Raw genomic sequence first — 14,867 nt, 5'->3', positions numbered from 1 at the left:
GAACACATGCCGAAAGTTGCTGTTGTGACCGGTACATCTACTGGTCTTGGAATTAGTATTGCTATCCAATTGGCTAAATCTGGCTATAAAGTTTTCGCTACCATGCGAAATCTAGCCAAACGAGACCAGCTTGATACCCAAGTAAAGGAAGCTGGAGTTGACGTCAATGTCATGCAGCTGGATGTTGTTGATACCGCTAGCGTTGATCGTTGCATTCAGGATATCCTGCAACAAACGGGTAGGATTGATTTACTGGTCAATAATGCTGGAGCGGGGTTTGTGCGAACAACAGAGCAAGCGACAGAAGACGAAATCCATTGGGTTATGGATGTCAATTTCCATGGGGTTGTACGCTGTATTAAAGCAGTACTCCCTCACATGAGAGAAAACCGTAATGGGCATATCATAAATGTTTCGTCTGTTGGCGGCATGGTTGGTCAGCCATTTAATGAGTTCTATTGTGCTGCTAAGTTTGCCCTTGAAGGGTACGTAGAATCAGTTGCTACTTACATTACCCCTAACTTTGGTATTAACTTCACGAACGTAGAGCCCGGAGGCATAAAAACGGAGTTTGCCAATAATGTATTAGCGCAATTCCAACAAACCGGTGGCATGTTAGAAGATGAATATCGCCCTATATTAGAGAAATATATTGGTGGAGCTCAAGAGCGCTCTGCTGATGGGAGTTACCAAGATGCAGATGAAGTGGCTAATGTCGTAGTCAATGTCGCACTCATGGATGAGCCACCAATTCGCTCCCAGACTTCGGATTGGTCACGAGATTTCGTCTCCATCAAAACTCAGAACGACCCGACGGGCAAAATTCAACAGCAGAAGATTGCTTCTCAATTACTTTAAAACTCCTTTCTACAAGTAACCAATAAAGCCCTGTGACCTGCTCGTAGGGCTTTGTTTTTATCTGTCAACGTTAGAATCGATTACTTCCCCGCTTGAAACTGAGTATTCACCAGAGCTACCTCCCGTTGCTAAAGAAGACTTTTTAAACGATAAGTTAACTGCCATTAATAAATTTTCCTCCGACAATTTACACTCATAAAATTACAGCACAAAAATCAAAGGTGGGGATGTTATCAACAACTCCACTTGATAATATTTATGGATAACCAAAAAATTAGAAAAAAACTATCTACCTAAAGCCATCCAAAAAAGCAACCTTTTAATGTTTCCATTAGAAGTTGAACCCACCGTTGGCAAGCATGAAACATGAACAATTGCACCAGTCAACTGTAATACCACAATCATACATATATAAAAAACAGCCATCCAAATAAACATTTTAACCTCCACGCTTACCATTGTTATGAAGTTCATTAAATTCTTTCATTACTTTGTCAAAGTAACTACCAGAAACAAAGTTAGTTGCGAAGTGATAGTAAGCTCCCATCAAAGTGAAAACCTCCAAATACCCAAAGTGACCGTGATCATATCCGTATAGAACCACCCAAAGCGCAAATAACAATGCAAATACGAGCAGCACCTTAAAGATAACCCTATTGAATGCCAATAAAAACTTATTAATCATCATAAATCCCTCATGTCTACTTATATATGATAACACTACTTTCCGCATTCCAAAGTGACACTTTAGGAAAATTTTCACATAGAAAAAACAAAAGAGATTTCGAGGCTGCCGTGAAGTTAAGCGCTATAACAATCAAACCCAAAAAGGATGATCGCGCATGGATAATAATAGAGAAACATTGGCGCATAAATAAAAATCCAGCCAAAAACCAATAAACTTTATGTTAAATGAAGACCACTAAATTGCTGACCTTTTGCTCACGAAGTGGGCGAGAAGTCTTTGCCAAAAGCGATCTCAACCGGCGCTCTCAAGCTACATTGATGACTCATTCTCAAGCGGTGAGGCCAGCAGAGGACACCATGTTTTTTCGCCTTTCAGCGGGGGTCAAGATTGCCTCATTTTCGAGGGTAAGCGTAGGAGAAGCACGGAAAACGCAGACATACCAGATTGGCAAGCTGTATCCTTTTTCTTGAGTAAAAAGTCACATAGGTTGCGGTTTCTTATAAAGAAACCGAAAATCACTCTATTTGGTTCCTACCTTTATCTTAGAAGTAACCGAAAACATATAGTTTTTGGTTTATATCCCTTAGAAACCAATAACCACTCTTTTTGGTTTCTACCTTTATCTTAGAAGAAACCGAAAACCATACTTGTTGGTATCTAACCCTATCTTAGAAGTAACCGAAAAGTATAATTTTCGGTTTGCAACTTTGTTTGGTATATTGAACATAAATGTTCGATATAGTAAAAATCAAGGTGGTGAAATTGAAAGAAATTCAGCAAGCAATATACAAGAAAATCGATGACCTGTTTGATGACGCGCAATACATCATCATGGTTTGGATGAAGGAGGTAGCCAAGCGGGAGAAGAATCGAGAGGGCACAGCGCTAGGTAGAGAGGAGCGAACAAACTACGAGTTCAGGATTGAGCTGTCTGGGCCATCGTTCAGGATGCGTTGGTTTAGCGTGAGGTTCATCAAGAGGAAAGGGAAGCTAGTTCGTCTTGTTGAGTCTGTCAGCAAAGGCGATGCAGAAACGCTGAGTGAAAAGAAATTTCCTTTGGCTCAGCAATGGGAGTTGGAATTAATTCAGAACGTTGAGAAACATGCTTCTGAAATCAGAGCTCAATTAAAACATTTAATGAAGGCTCACCAATCAATAACCTACGCGGCTAAGGCGGCGGGGATTTCGGACTTTAAGCCAGTTCCTATAAAACAGAGAGTGACGATAACGAAATATTCTATTTCCGAGTTTAAGCAAAAATTGTAAGGGGCTTAGGTTGAGTACGAATAGAACAATAGGCGGTCACACGCTAACACCACAGATGAACGATTTGATGAATGCTGTTGAGGCAAGCCTTAATGTTAAAGGTTCAGCTTTAGCGTGCTCTGGTAAAACGAGCATATTGAGAGCGGTAGAAAATGCTGCCATGAAAAAAGGCTTTTGTATATTTGCCTGAATAAAGCTCTTGAAATTGAGGCCAAGGAAACGTTCAAAGGAAACAATGTCGAGATATATACCAGTCATTCATTTGCACTAAACCAATTCTCAAGAGACGAAAGAAGCCGTTTCATAAGACGCGTTTCATCTTGGTTAACTCTGGATGATTTCTTATCGTTCACAAGCTTTAAGAAAACAAGGCCATTTGAAAAAGTCATTGAGATAAAAACTTCTGGTTATTCTCTGCTATTGCCAATCAGTTCATTGCGAGCGCGTCCACTGAAGTTAAACTTCTTCATATCCCAGGCCGTGTGCATAAATTTATCGATGTGTTAATCAAGAAAGGCAAAGTCGAAAAAGAACAGAGAGAAGAATTAACCAACCTGTTCTTGAAACACGCAAAGGAATTGGTGCATGAGATGGTATCACCAGACAGTAATTGCCCGACCACTCATGATGGATATTTAAAGGCGTACCAATTAACTAATCCGGTATTGCCCTATGACGCGATACTTTTCGATGAAGCTCAAGACGCAAACCCTGTTACCCTGCAAATTATTCTTTCTCAGCCCTGTCAGGAAATAGTGGTGGGCGACAGGTTCCAAGCTATCTATCAGTTCAGAGGTTCGGTAAATGCAATGGGATTACTTCTATAAAAAGCGTTCAGCGACAAAGAGAAATTTCGAGCAACTATAAAAAGCGTTCAGCAACAAAGAGAAATTTCGAGCACAACTATAAAAAGCGTTCAGCGACAAAGAGAAATTTCGAGCACAACTATAAAAAGCGTTCAGCAACAAAAAGAAGTTTCGAGCAACTATAAAAAGCGTTCAGCGACAAAGAGAAATTTCGAGCACAACTATAAAAAGCGTTCAGCGACAAAGAGAAATTTCGAGCACAACTATAAAAAGCGTTCAGCGACAAAGAGAAATTTCGAGCAACTATAAAAAGCGTTCAGCAACAAAGAGAAATTTCGAGCAACTATAAAAAGTGTACAGCAAAAAAAAGAAGTTTCGAGCAACTATAAAAAATGTACAGCAACAAAAAGAAGTCAGGTCGTGCTATGTTGCCAATCAACAGCTGAATCTTGTACATTTAGACTATATGAACAGGTGTTTTCTGTTCCCTTGCGGTACGTAGAGCACCCCCAAAATGTACCATACTTTCCTTTTCTTAGCTTCATTTCACTACCACAATTCTTGCAAACCGGTCGCTCCATAGCACAACGGGAATCAATACAAACTTGGAACCCCTCTTTGATATCGCGGCTCATAGGGCTACCGCATTTATCACAAGGTGTCTCCTTGTTGGTACAGCGCGGGTGCAGGGAGCAAGATAAAAATAGGCCATGCTGACCTTGTATCGGCCTCATTACTCCCTCACCGCATTTATAACAAGAGATCTTAGCCACTTCCTTTTGAATCAGCGACACGTCAAACTCTTCGGTTTCGATAGGGTAATCATGCTCAATTAACTCAGTGACAAAATCACTCACATCCATCATATCTGCTAGCAAATACACACGATGCTTTGCACGAGTCAGAGCTACATAGAACAGTCGCCGTTCCTCTGCGTGCTCGTAGGTATCCCCTTGTGGTAAAAGCGCTTCCACGAGTGGTGGGGTTTGTTTTTCAGAAGGGAAGCCATGCTTACCGGTAGTCAGGCCCATAATCACAACGTAGTCTGCCTCTTTCCCTTTTGAAGCATGAAAAGAATGAACTTCAAGGGATAGGTTAGGGAAGCGGTGCTTTAAGGTTCTGAGTTGGTGTAGATCAGGTAACTGGAACCAGTACCTAGCCAGCAAATATACCTTATTTTTAGTCAGATTTTGTAAAGCCTGTATCTGATTGGAGATAGCTATTAGCGATTTCTCAATAGCAGACATTCCCTCCTCTTCAACGCCTTGGCGAACAAGACTCACGGCAGCTTGGCTCACTTGGTCAAGAGAAGTTATATGCTTCTCCAGTTGAATCGGGTTTTGTGTCACAAAGCGTGTAGCAATATCACCAATCGAGCTATTAAAGCGAAAAGTCATGTCCAATGTTGTGGCAGACGTTGAGCCAAAGTAATGTTCAAAATCACTTGTTAAGCGAACATCCGCACCACTAAAACGATAGATAGCTTGCCAGTCATCACCAACACAGAATAGAGAGGAGCCCGAAACGCTATCTCGAAGCGCTTTTACAAGCCGAGCCCTTGGTTCTGAGATATCTTGAAACTCATCAACGAGCAAAAATTTCCAAGGTGATTGAAATTGACCTGACTGGACATATTCCAATGCCTTACCGATCATGTCATTGAAGTCGATGACTTGCTGATCACGCAAGTAAATCTCATAGCGGTGATACAAAGGCATTAATAACTCGAGTGCTTTTTGAGTTTGTCGTGAATCAACCGACTCGTTGATCACTTTTTGTATACCTTCTTCATCCAAACAAACGGCCTTAAACATATCCACCAATGCTCCGAGCAGCCGAGCGAGTTCTGTCACTTGGCCGAGTTGCTCTAGGTTATCGAGTACAGCATCATCTGAGATAGGGTTTATCTCAACGCCACGCGTACATAACTCATTTTCTAGTGCGTTAAGCAGCTGCCCTTTTTTGTGTTGGTGGTAAAACACTTCAATACAGCCGGTGCCATATCTCTGATGAGTTGCACGCTTCCATTCTATACCCAAGTGATAGCGTTCTCGATCGACGTATGGCGCCGTGTTGCCATGCTCGTCTATGCCGTAATACTCAATGTAAATATCGTAGTCAGGTAGATAAAAATCGGGACAATATTGACGGTATTCTGTGGTAGCAACATCAAAGCGATACTTGTCTTCATATTTGTAATTGATGCCGTTTCTGTAAAACCAATTCGCAATCGTCAATTCACCAAAGCTTTTAACTTTATCACCTTGTATCGAGCGAATTTCGTTGTCATTCAGGTACTTTAAATAGGCCCCTTGAGATTCAAATTTCCATGGATCTTTGTCGACGTAATAATAGGTACTAAAGTACTCGAGTAATGCTTGCTTATACCCGCTGTCTTGCATTAGGGATTCGATAGCATTATGCATCCAAAGGGCTTTATCTTTAGGGCTATTCTCAAGCTTTGATAAATGTGGTGCTTTGCCCTCAACCGCTGAGATAATTTTTACACCAAGGCTATGGAAGGTGCTCGCTTTTACATCCTCTAGACCCAGCTTGGCCCGGATTCGCTCATCCATCTCTTGTGCGGCAATACGGCCGTAAGCTAATAACAACACCTCGCTAGGTGCCGCTTTACCACTATTAACGAGATAACCGGTTCTACCTATCATCACGCTCGTTTTCCCGGTCCCTGCGCCAGCTAGGAGCAAGTTGTTGTCATTGTCGGTGACACAAGCGATTCGTTGTTTGGTTGTTAGCGGGTTAGACTCCACACTATCAAAAAACTCTTGGTACAAAGCCAGTTGTTTTCGCACATAGCGATTACGTATCTTATCAATATCAGTTGCTGACCAATTCGCAATATTTGAAAGTTTTGAAACGGTTTCTTCCGCCAAGGCTGATAAACCCTGTACATTGTTCCAACCTTTCCAGCGCTCAAGCTCGCTTTGTGCAAAAGACTGGAGGCGTTCAATCGCTGAGTCTCTAATAAAGCTTTCAGTGCATTGTATATACGCGCTTGTAAAAAAATCCTGCAAGTGTTGGGCGTTTTGGTTTGCCCACAACGGAAAGAATTGTTTTGAATATTGGATAGGAGCTCTATAGCTCAACATGCGGTAGCGGTACGTTTGACCTGCGCAAACCAGCGTTAAACACCCTCCACTTAGAGCGAGTGATAAGCGAGGAGGGCTATCAAGCTGTGACCAGCTGAACTCGACGCTATTTCCGCCATTCAAAACATGAATACCCGATTCATCTATGGTGACAGTAACATCGCGGTTAAACAAACGAGCTAACGGGCTTGCTGTTAGTGTCCATGAGGTCATTAAGCTTGGCCTAGAAAAGTATAAGGAACATAGGAGATGAGCCTTAGTTTACCTTAACAAACAACCAGTTTCATTGAAGCTAAGTTAATGCTTGGTCAATCATGCGGTATCGAAGACTGTGGCATACTTGCTACCGCCGGGCCAGTTGCCGCGGCTAACTCGGATATGTCGAGTAGACGACACTTGTTACCAAGTGCCGTCCCTCTAAGAACCCAGCGTGCAACTTTCACCGCACTAGGCTCAAGCCTTCACGAAGGCACCTATTGGCACCCAGCAACTTATAAAGCAGCGAGAGCAGGCTCATGCCAAGAGTTACGACATTGCCTTTTTGACTTTCTCTTTGCCAAGTATTCTTGGTATTGAGGGTCAAAAGGCGTTGCGGCACTCCTGATTTTCACATGTCTCTCTATTGGCACCTTGGCTATTTGAAACAGATTGAACTGACAATCCATATTCATGATCTTCTGCCAACCGTGAAATTGCCATTGGCCTTGACGGTTGATGAAGTACTTAAGAGCGATCCAAGTTCTCGACTTGGTTGGATGACGCCTTTTAGCCCAGTGCCATAGCGTATGGAATAGCTTGTGACCCACATATCCGAATACCTGTTTGGCCACGCAGTGTCGATAGTAATTCGACCAGCCCCGTAGTTTCGGATTTATCAATTTGATTAAATCGTTGACGGGGATAGTTGCGTGCTTTTTGATGAGTTCGCGCAAGTTACTCAAGAACAACAGTGTGTTGGATTTGCTCGGTTTAATGAGCAATTTTCCTTTGTACTTCCTATGGTTAAAACCTAGGAAATCAAAACCACGACTGATATGAGTAATGTGCGTTTTCTCTTCGGAGAGTGTTAAGCCTCTTTCTGCTAAGAAATCAGCAATCAACGGTTTGATATCGTTCTCCAGCACTTCCTTTGAAGCACAGGTGACGACGAAATCGTCGGCGTATCCAATAAAGTTAGCTCTTGCCCCCTTTTTGAGAGCGGTAGACTTTATGCGCTGCTCAAGTCCTGCAAGGGTCATTAGCATCAAGGTGGGGGATATAACCCCGCCTTGAGGTGTTCCCTCATCTGTACGATAGAACAGCCCTTTGTCCATAAAACCAGACTTTAACTATTGTTCCAACATGCGTTTATCCACGGCAATGTTGTTCATAAGCCATTGATGCCCAATCTTGTCGAAACAGGCTTTGATGTCTCCCTCAAGTACCCACTGAGCTGATTTCTTTAGTGCCAGACACTTGAAGCACTGCGCGATAGCATCAGCAGTGCTTCGGTTTGGTCTAAATCCATAGCTGTTAGGATCGGCAAGTGTTTCTGATACTGGCTCTAGTGCAAGAAGATGAAGCGCTTGCTGCGCTCTATCGACCATACAGGGGATACCCAGTGGTCTGAGTTTGCCGTTTTTCTTGGGGATGTAGATACGCTTGAGCGGTTTGGCTTGATAAGCTTGTCTGCTCAATTGATTGACTGCTTTCATGCGGCGCGTATCTGTATTCCACATAACGCCGTCAATTCCAGGCGTTTTACTGCCTTTATTTTGTGATACCCGCTTAACAGGTCACCCTGCTTCGGGCTAGACATTAACTCAGCTTGAAAAAGCCTAAACTCATCATTGCTGAGATATTCATTTCGGTATTTTCAAATATGCTTTTCATCGGTTTGTTCGCTTCAAATTCTTATCATATATTTTTCCGAGCCATGCCAGCATGATATCAGCCGTTTCTTGATTGTTTGGCAAGTCTAGATGTTTAGCACCGAATATTATTCTCAAGTCAGTTTGCGGTGCGTTTTTCCTAAAAATTTTCTCAAATTTATAAGCATAAAATGCTTCGTCATTCTCTCCAACCAACACTAGAATGTTGCTGTTGTTTTCTTGTAGGTCAGCAGAAAAAAACTGAGGAGAAAAAGACTCGTTCATCCGAAAGGTATAGCTATCTACTTGAAGCTCGTCATCAATAGTTACAGGTCGATTAAAATATAGTACTGACAGATGGTTGAACAGTTTAATTCCTACGTTGTTAAGCATAGCTAACCCAGCGTATCTGGCTTTTCTAACTTGCACCCACCCTCCAGAGTTCGGGCGAACAGTCGGTGCTTTGTAGCCTAAATATGGCGCTAACATGATATAGCCATCGTATTTTTCAAGCTCATTGCCACCATACTTAACAACCAGTCCTCCACCAGACGAATGCCCTCCAAGGATGACCTTGTAATCAGAGTATTTAGATGCAAGCTCTTTTTTTAAATCTTCAAGGTCGTGCTCCAATTGACCCACGTAATCTACGTCACCCATACTCCCCAATGCAGACTTTCCATGGCCGCGGAGGTCAGGTAATACAACAGATATATTTAGAGAAACATTTAATCTTTCCGCCAAAGGAAGCAAATACCTTCCGTCTGTGCCAGAACCGTGGATTAAGACAACAATAACTTTTGAGTCCCCGAGCAGGAAGCGATAAAAAAGGTCGCTTCCATCGCGCGCAGTATAATGTTTTTCAGCGATATCAATTTCAGGAGCACTATCAATATGTAGAACGTTAAAATCTAAACCTTTGTCGGAATTCTCTCTACTAAAAGGTAGAGAAAGTAGGGACAAAGCAATCACAAAGTAAATCAGCGGAGAAGCTATCAATAATTTTAAGATAAACATCATAGTTTGTGCTCTATTGATAACTCATCCGAGCATGACATTATCCAAGTCTCGAACCAAAGTTAATGTTACACAATTACATAAATACGACATAAAGTGCCAATGCTAACATCAGAGTGGTAATGGGTGCCCATATGAGCCTCTCTATTCGGGAGGGCGTAATCCAGTTTAAAAGGGCACTCAAAGCCTGTATGGTCAGTCCAGTATAGAGGACCCATTTCGGTAAACCGGCAATCAGCTTAGCCTCGGAGGCGATACCTATCGCCATAAAGATGAGTAACGTGACAGAGATGCCAGCAACGACCCGTCCTGAGATAGGCAACGAGCCTTGGTGGCGGCCACCTTGAGTCACTTTCCCCCAAGGCGCCCCAGTAATAAGGCAGAACTGAAAAACAATCACTCCCAGAATAATGAATATATAGGTAGAAGCAGCTAAGTGAACCATACTTTGCGTCCGTGTTTATCTTTTGATTGACTGCTCCCATCCCACTCATCTCGCAGGATAGCCAACACGACCGTATCCCACCATTGACCTCTGAAGTAACGGTTTTCTCTAAAGTGAGCCTCTTTTCTCATGCCTAGAGCTTGGCAAAGCCTAATGGCTGCCCGGTTTTGGTTGATGGTTTCTGCGTATATACGATGAACTCCAAGATTAGAAAAGCCATACTGCACCAATGCCTGAGCAGCTTCCCGTATCAGTCCACTACCTTGGTACTCTCTAGATAGCCCAGCGCCTACCGATGCTTGGTTTTCTTTTTCAAGGCGTAAGCAGATTGTTCCAATAAATTGCCCGGTCATTCTGTGCTCAATGGCTAATTGATAAGATTTTCTTGGTCTTTCGCATGCTTGTTCAATAAACAACCTTGTCAGTTTGCGATACTTATTCGGTTCACAATCCGATTGATCATAGAAACGCTGATATTTTGCATCTTGAGAAATAGCGACGAAGGTCGCCTCATCCTCAAGCTGCATATCTCTAAGTATCAATCGCTCCGTTTCCAATTTAAACATCTACAGAAAACCCTTCTTTGATGACTGCTTGCAATTTCAGCCCCATATTGAAAACTAAATTCATGATACCGTGAAGCTCTGACATATCTTTGCAATAAACCTCAATACAGGTTCCACTTGCTACTTTTTGTACGGTTACTCCTGAAAAAGTTTGTTGCCAGTCTGGAGATAAATTCTCTTCTACATATACGCTAAAATAACCGAACCCTTCATTGTGCATACTACACATAATCCACCTCACTTGCTGACTAAAAGCGGTATCCGATATTCGCTCCCCAGCCAACTCCACCGGCATCACGCGTTTCTCCATTGAGTTCTACATCAGCACTGGAGTAGCGTGCATTAATACCAATTGACCACTGCTGTGCAAATAGATAATCGATGCCACCTCCAATCCAATAGCCGGTACCGGTATCTTCGTAGTTTCTTTTAACACCTGAACTGTATTCTTCCAGTTCTACTGAAACATAGCTGACCCCAGCCCCCAAATAGGGCAAAAAAGCACCTGCTAACATCGTGGGTTGGTACCTGAGTCCGAGGTTGATTTCACCTACGGTTGTTTCGACCGTGTTCCCACCAACCTTGCTTTCATTCCCACTTCCGAAAAAATCCAGGGCAATGCCAAAAGGCAGCGATGCGGGTTGGTAGGTAGATTGAAATCCAATTGTGTCCATTGAGTCATCTTTTCCCCAGTTAGAGTCCAGCGATTTACTACCAAGCAACACTTTAAAGGAAGAATGGTTTTCTGCAGCGTTAACGACTGTACCGAAAAGCAATATTAAGCCGGACATTGCCAGCGAGTTAAGTTTTGAATTCATAATGAGCCCTTGTTTTACTGAGAGGTTAAGCGGGTTTGCTTAATGGCTAGATTACCCACAGGGCTCTTTACACACATCACCAGATGATGTGATTTATAATAGTTTGGTTCAAGAGAGTAATTTATGTAACTTCGCTTTATTTATGGCGGCGCGGCGGTTACTCACGCCAAGCTTTGAATAGATGTTTTTTGTGTGAGTTCTGAGCGTATTGAGACTAACAAACAGCTTTGACGCAATTTGAGGGCCGCTGAGTTCAGTGTCTAGCCAGTTTAAGACTTGCGCCTCTTTTGCACTTAAAGGTTCAACCAGTGAGTCTACTGACATCGTTGTTGATAGCTTTTTCGGTGATAAATCATATCTTGTAAATAGCTCATGTAATGCTTTGATCTCTGTTCGCCATACATAAGCGCTGTTTTCGGCCATTATCAATACAGCTTGTCTAAGTACATCCTCTGCAGATTTTTTGTCTTTGTTAGCTTCAGCGTCGATAGCACAAACCACTTTCTGAACAAACTGTAATGTAGGTGGAGCACCCTCAGAGAAGGCATTATCTAGCATCGTTGTGATTTCACTTCGTTCGTTTGGCTGTGTAATGACATAAGTTAAATAGGCTAGGCTATTAATATAAAAAGGTGTGGAACAAGGAGTCTGTTTTGTGAGTAATTCACGGCTGCCCTGATTGAGTAGGATAATACCTTTCCAGAGCGAGGGTGGACGATGACATGGATTGGGCGTTTCAGCATATAGAGCCTCTGCTTCGCTGATGTACTTTATAGCATCTTCAATACGATTCTCTAAAGAAGCAATCCTTCCAGAAATGAGTGGATAACGGTATTTTGTTTCTTGCATAGAGCCTGAAGGACCAAACTGCTGAGCGGTATCAAGCAAACTTAATGCGCTTTCAATGTTGCCTTGCTCAAACTCAATTTCTGAAAGCAGCAGGTATACATCAGCACTCCCTTCGACGGTATAGCTTCTGCTTTGATCGACCCTATCAATCGCCGATTCGACAACAGACCTAGCCTTATTCAACCAGCCAAACTGGTAATAGAAATCTCCCAGCAAAAAACGGCTTGTGATTTTAGCACTGAGATCTTCAGAGCGGTCCATATTGGCTACGGCGGCTATAAGGCTACGTTCCGCACCAGAAACTTCACCATCCCGCCATAACGCTATACCTTCTAAGGCTCGGGATGAGCCTCGCCAAACTTGCTCTTTTGTCGGTAACACACTCAAAGCATTACGAACGCGCTCAAGTACTTCTCTGGTATTACTTTGAGCTGCATGAATATAGGCTTGCCCGATATTAACTATACCCAGAGTTGTTTTTTCTTGGTCCTTTAATGATGTGACACATCGCTCGAAATGTTTCTTTGTTGCATCAAGCAAAAAGATTCCTTGCTCGGGGTTGTGAGGCAAAAGCGCCAAACTGTAATATCCTGCTAAAATTGGAAATGCTTGAAGACTTTCTATATCGACCGACGCCAGCCACTCTATCAGTTGAGAATCATGTGAATGTGTACGTGCGGTTGGCCAATGGTTTTCCAATAGCTTCAGCAGCTCTTTCTCTCCACAGCAACGGACATATTGAACCGCATCAACAAGGCGACCCTGGTTGGCCATCCACATTGCTGCGCGTAAATTCAGCTTCTGTATTCTCTCCTCTGTGATATGGGCGTGAATGCGTAAAACATCAGCAAAGAGGTGATGAAAACGATACCAGTTTCTCTCATTGTCCAGAGAGATAAGGAAGATGTTGTTTGACTCTAGGTAAGTAAGTATTTCACCGCAATCTTCCCTGTTTAATACATGGTTGCAAAACTCTACAGAAAGCTCTTTCAGGAAAAAAGTCTCACATAAAAAGTGTCGAACCTTTTCGTCCATACCAGAAAGAACTTGCTCTGTCAGGTAATCGAGAATAAAGGTGTGCGAGCCTGAGAGCCGAGTGATTATATCTTTAGGGTGAGCATTGCTATTGAGAGCCAAAGATGAGAGTTGTAAACCAACTGCCCAACCTTCCGTTATTCTATTTACAGCGGCCACATCGATCTTTTCCAACTGCGCATGACAGGTTTGGCTCAACAGCTTCCCAGCTTCTTCATCCGTAAATTTTAAGTCGGATGCGCGAATTTCAATAAGCTCTCCTTCCGCCCTTAGCCTGGCGAGAGAAAGTGATGGATCTGAGCGCGTGATAAGAACCAGGTGAATGTTTTCAGGCATTCTGTCTAGAAAGTTACTGATAACAGAATCTGTCGCTGTGGAACTTGCTAAATGGTAATCATCCAGTATCAAAGTTAGCTCTTCCTGGTAATAGGCTAGCTCATTTATCAGGCTGGTAGTTACGTGGTCTGCATTGACCTCTTTTTGCACCTGAACAAGCTCCCATGCTTCTTGCGCAAGGGTAATGTCCGCCTCTCTGAATGCTGCGACAAGGTAACTCAGAAAGGTGTCACTGTTTTTATCATTGCTATCCAAAGATAACCAGGCGAGCTTTTCTTCCTTTCGGGAACACCAATCCGCAACCAAGTTTGATTTACCAAAACCTGCAGGAGCGGACACAAGCGTAAGTTTCGTATTGGTAATTTGCTCTAGTGTTTCCGATAGAGCCTGTCTCACCACATAGGTTGATTTCGGCTCAGGAATATGAAGTTTCGTTTTAATGATCATTCACGTGCTCTGGTACATGATTCTCGCCCTTTCCAAGTCTGAAAAGAGGTTGGAAGCACTATATACAATAGTAAAAACCAGAGTATCAAGGCAACTCCGAACAGGCTAGAGAAGATTTCATAAGATTCAAACAAGGTACACAGCCCCAAAAAAGTCGTAACATAGCCAAATCGTTTGGTTGCCGTTGATATCCCTTTTTGATGAGGAACCATATAGGAAATTAGACCCACCCAGATAGCGCCAATTAGCTCGTTGCCTCCACCAACACTCTCGTGAATCAAGCTTCCTGTTATCCATATTTTTACCGCAAGTTCTCGATTGTTTTGATAGAGAACTGCAACGCTATTGATAAGCTCAACCGCAAGTCCACCACTGAACAACATGTAACCTGACCAAATGCTTCCCATCACTAGAAAACCAGTCGCGGTTTGCGGTGTCTTTCGCTTAGCTGCAAAAAACAAGGTAACGGTCAGATGGAGCAGTGACAAACCGTAAATTAGGTAAATAATTATATTCCAGCTCAGGAAATAATGGATATCTGTCAGTAGCATATCCAGTATTTGGCCATGAGTGAGCTGCTCATCCTGCAAGTATTGAAACTTACTGATTAACAACACCAATCCATAAACAAAACAGAAAACGTTGACAAAAAGTGCGGCTCTAGCCTTGTTTATTGAGTTCATATCAGTGATTCCTGAGTACACAAAACAATGGATCACGCTACCAATCGCAATAGGAAACATAATCACCACTTATGGTGATTTAATGGCTAAGAT

At 42.7% G+C, this 14,867-nt stretch carries 13 protein-coding genes and 2 pseudogenes; 3 read left to right on the top strand and 12 right to left on the bottom strand.

The window, feature by feature from the left end; all coding sequences use genetic code 11:
- Positions 1–6 precede the first annotated feature (6 nt).
- Complete coding sequence (locus AC6R1O_RS00685; RefSeq protein ID WP_500656318.1) at positions 7–858, top strand: SDR family oxidoreductase; 852 nt, start codon at positions 7–9, stop codon at positions 856–858.
- A gap of 439 nt (positions 859–1,297) precedes the next feature.
- Here the strand turns inward: AC6R1O_RS00685 and AC6R1O_RS00680 are convergent, their stop codons facing one another.
- A complete protein-coding gene (locus AC6R1O_RS00680) occupies positions 1,298–1,546 on the bottom strand; it encodes a hypothetical protein (protein WP_500656317.1) in 249 nt (82 codons plus the stop codon).
- Between the two features lie 729 nt (positions 1,547–2,275).
- On the opposite strand from AC6R1O_RS00680, the gene mobI reads away from it, so the two are divergent.
- Positions 2,276–2,812: a conjugative transfer protein MobI(A/C) gene (gene mobI / locus AC6R1O_RS00675; RefSeq protein ID WP_500656316.1), complete on the top strand. Its 537-nt coding sequence runs from the start codon at positions 2,276–2,278 to the stop codon at positions 2,810–2,812.
- 36 nt (positions 2,813–2,848) lie between these two features.
- On the opposite strand, the gene AC6R1O_RS00670 is transcribed toward mobI, so the two are convergent.
- Entirely contained in the window at positions 2,849–3,070 is a 222-nt protein-coding gene (locus AC6R1O_RS00670; RefSeq protein WP_500656315.1) for a hypothetical protein, read from the bottom strand.
- Between the two features lie 224 nt (positions 3,071–3,294).
- Here AC6R1O_RS00670 and AC6R1O_RS00665 point away from each other — a divergent pair, with 224 nt between their 5' ends.
- Positions 3,295–3,639 (top strand): UvrD-helicase domain-containing protein, encoded by a 345-nt coding sequence (locus tag AC6R1O_RS00665; protein ID WP_500656314.1) that lies wholly within the window; start codon positions 3,295–3,297, stop codon positions 3,637–3,639.
- A 392-nt stretch (positions 3,640–4,031) separates the two neighbouring features.
- Here the strand turns inward: AC6R1O_RS00665 and AC6R1O_RS00660 are convergent, their stop codons facing one another.
- The 10 genes and pseudogenes from AC6R1O_RS00660 to AC6R1O_RS00615 all read right to left on the bottom strand — a co-directional run bounded on the left by AC6R1O_RS00660 (position 4,032) and on the right by AC6R1O_RS00615 (position 14,834).
- Entirely contained in the window at positions 4,032–6,941 is a 2,910-nt protein-coding gene (locus tag AC6R1O_RS00660; RefSeq protein ID WP_500656313.1) for a UvrD-helicase domain-containing protein, read from the bottom strand.
- A gap of 278 nt (positions 6,942–7,219) precedes the next feature.
- Positions 7,220–8,500, bottom strand: a pseudogene (gene ltrA, locus AC6R1O_RS00655) (group II intron reverse transcriptase/maturase); the annotation flags it as partial.
- Positions 8,467–8,583, bottom strand: a pseudogene (locus tag AC6R1O_RS00650) (type II toxin-antitoxin system RelE/ParE family toxin); the annotation flags it as partial. The pseudogenes ltrA and AC6R1O_RS00650, both read right to left, overlap by 34 nt.
- A gap of 13 nt (positions 8,584–8,596) precedes the next feature.
- Positions 8,597–9,598 carry an alpha/beta hydrolase gene (locus AC6R1O_RS00645; protein ID WP_500656312.1) on the bottom strand — a complete coding sequence of 334 codons (1,002 nt, stop codon included), beginning with the start codon at positions 9,596–9,598 and terminating at the stop codon, positions 8,597–8,599.
- A 73-nt stretch (positions 9,599–9,671) separates the two neighbouring features.
- Entirely contained in the window at positions 9,672–10,040 is a 369-nt protein-coding gene (locus tag AC6R1O_RS00640) for a hypothetical protein (protein ID WP_500656311.1), read from the bottom strand.
- The gene (locus AC6R1O_RS00635) at positions 10,028–10,606 is read right to left on the bottom strand and encodes a GNAT family N-acetyltransferase (RefSeq protein ID WP_500656310.1); all 579 of its coding nucleotides are present in this window, start codon (positions 10,604–10,606) and stop codon (positions 10,028–10,030) included. The genes AC6R1O_RS00640 and AC6R1O_RS00635 overlap by 13 nt, the downstream gene beginning before the upstream one ends.
- Positions 10,599–10,835, bottom strand: coding sequence for a DUF8691 family protein (locus AC6R1O_RS00630; RefSeq protein WP_500656309.1), 237 nt, complete (start codon positions 10,833–10,835; stop codon positions 10,599–10,601). Before AC6R1O_RS00630 ends, AC6R1O_RS00635 begins: the two co-directional genes overlap by 8 nt.
- A 19-nt stretch (positions 10,836–10,854) precedes the next feature.
- Positions 10,855–11,424: an outer membrane protein gene (locus AC6R1O_RS00625; RefSeq protein WP_500656308.1), complete on the bottom strand. Its 570-nt coding sequence runs from the start codon at positions 11,422–11,424 to the stop codon at positions 10,855–10,857.
- Between the two features lie 108 nt (positions 11,425–11,532).
- The gene (locus AC6R1O_RS00620; RefSeq protein ID WP_500656307.1) at positions 11,533–14,091 is read right to left on the bottom strand and encodes a winged helix-turn-helix domain-containing protein; all 2,559 of its coding nucleotides are present in this window, start codon (positions 14,089–14,091) and stop codon (positions 11,533–11,535) included.
- Positions 14,088–14,834, bottom strand: a complete 747-nt coding sequence (locus tag AC6R1O_RS00615; RefSeq protein ID WP_500656306.1) for a hypothetical protein — start codon at positions 14,832–14,834, stop codon at positions 14,088–14,090. Before AC6R1O_RS00615 ends, AC6R1O_RS00620 begins: the two co-directional genes overlap by 4 nt.
- Positions 14,835–14,867 lie beyond the last annotated feature (33 nt).

Source organism: Vibrio sp. R11-SG3-ISO3-SZ (assembly GCF_059834345.1).
This window is presented reverse-complemented; position numbering and strand designations above follow the sequence as displayed.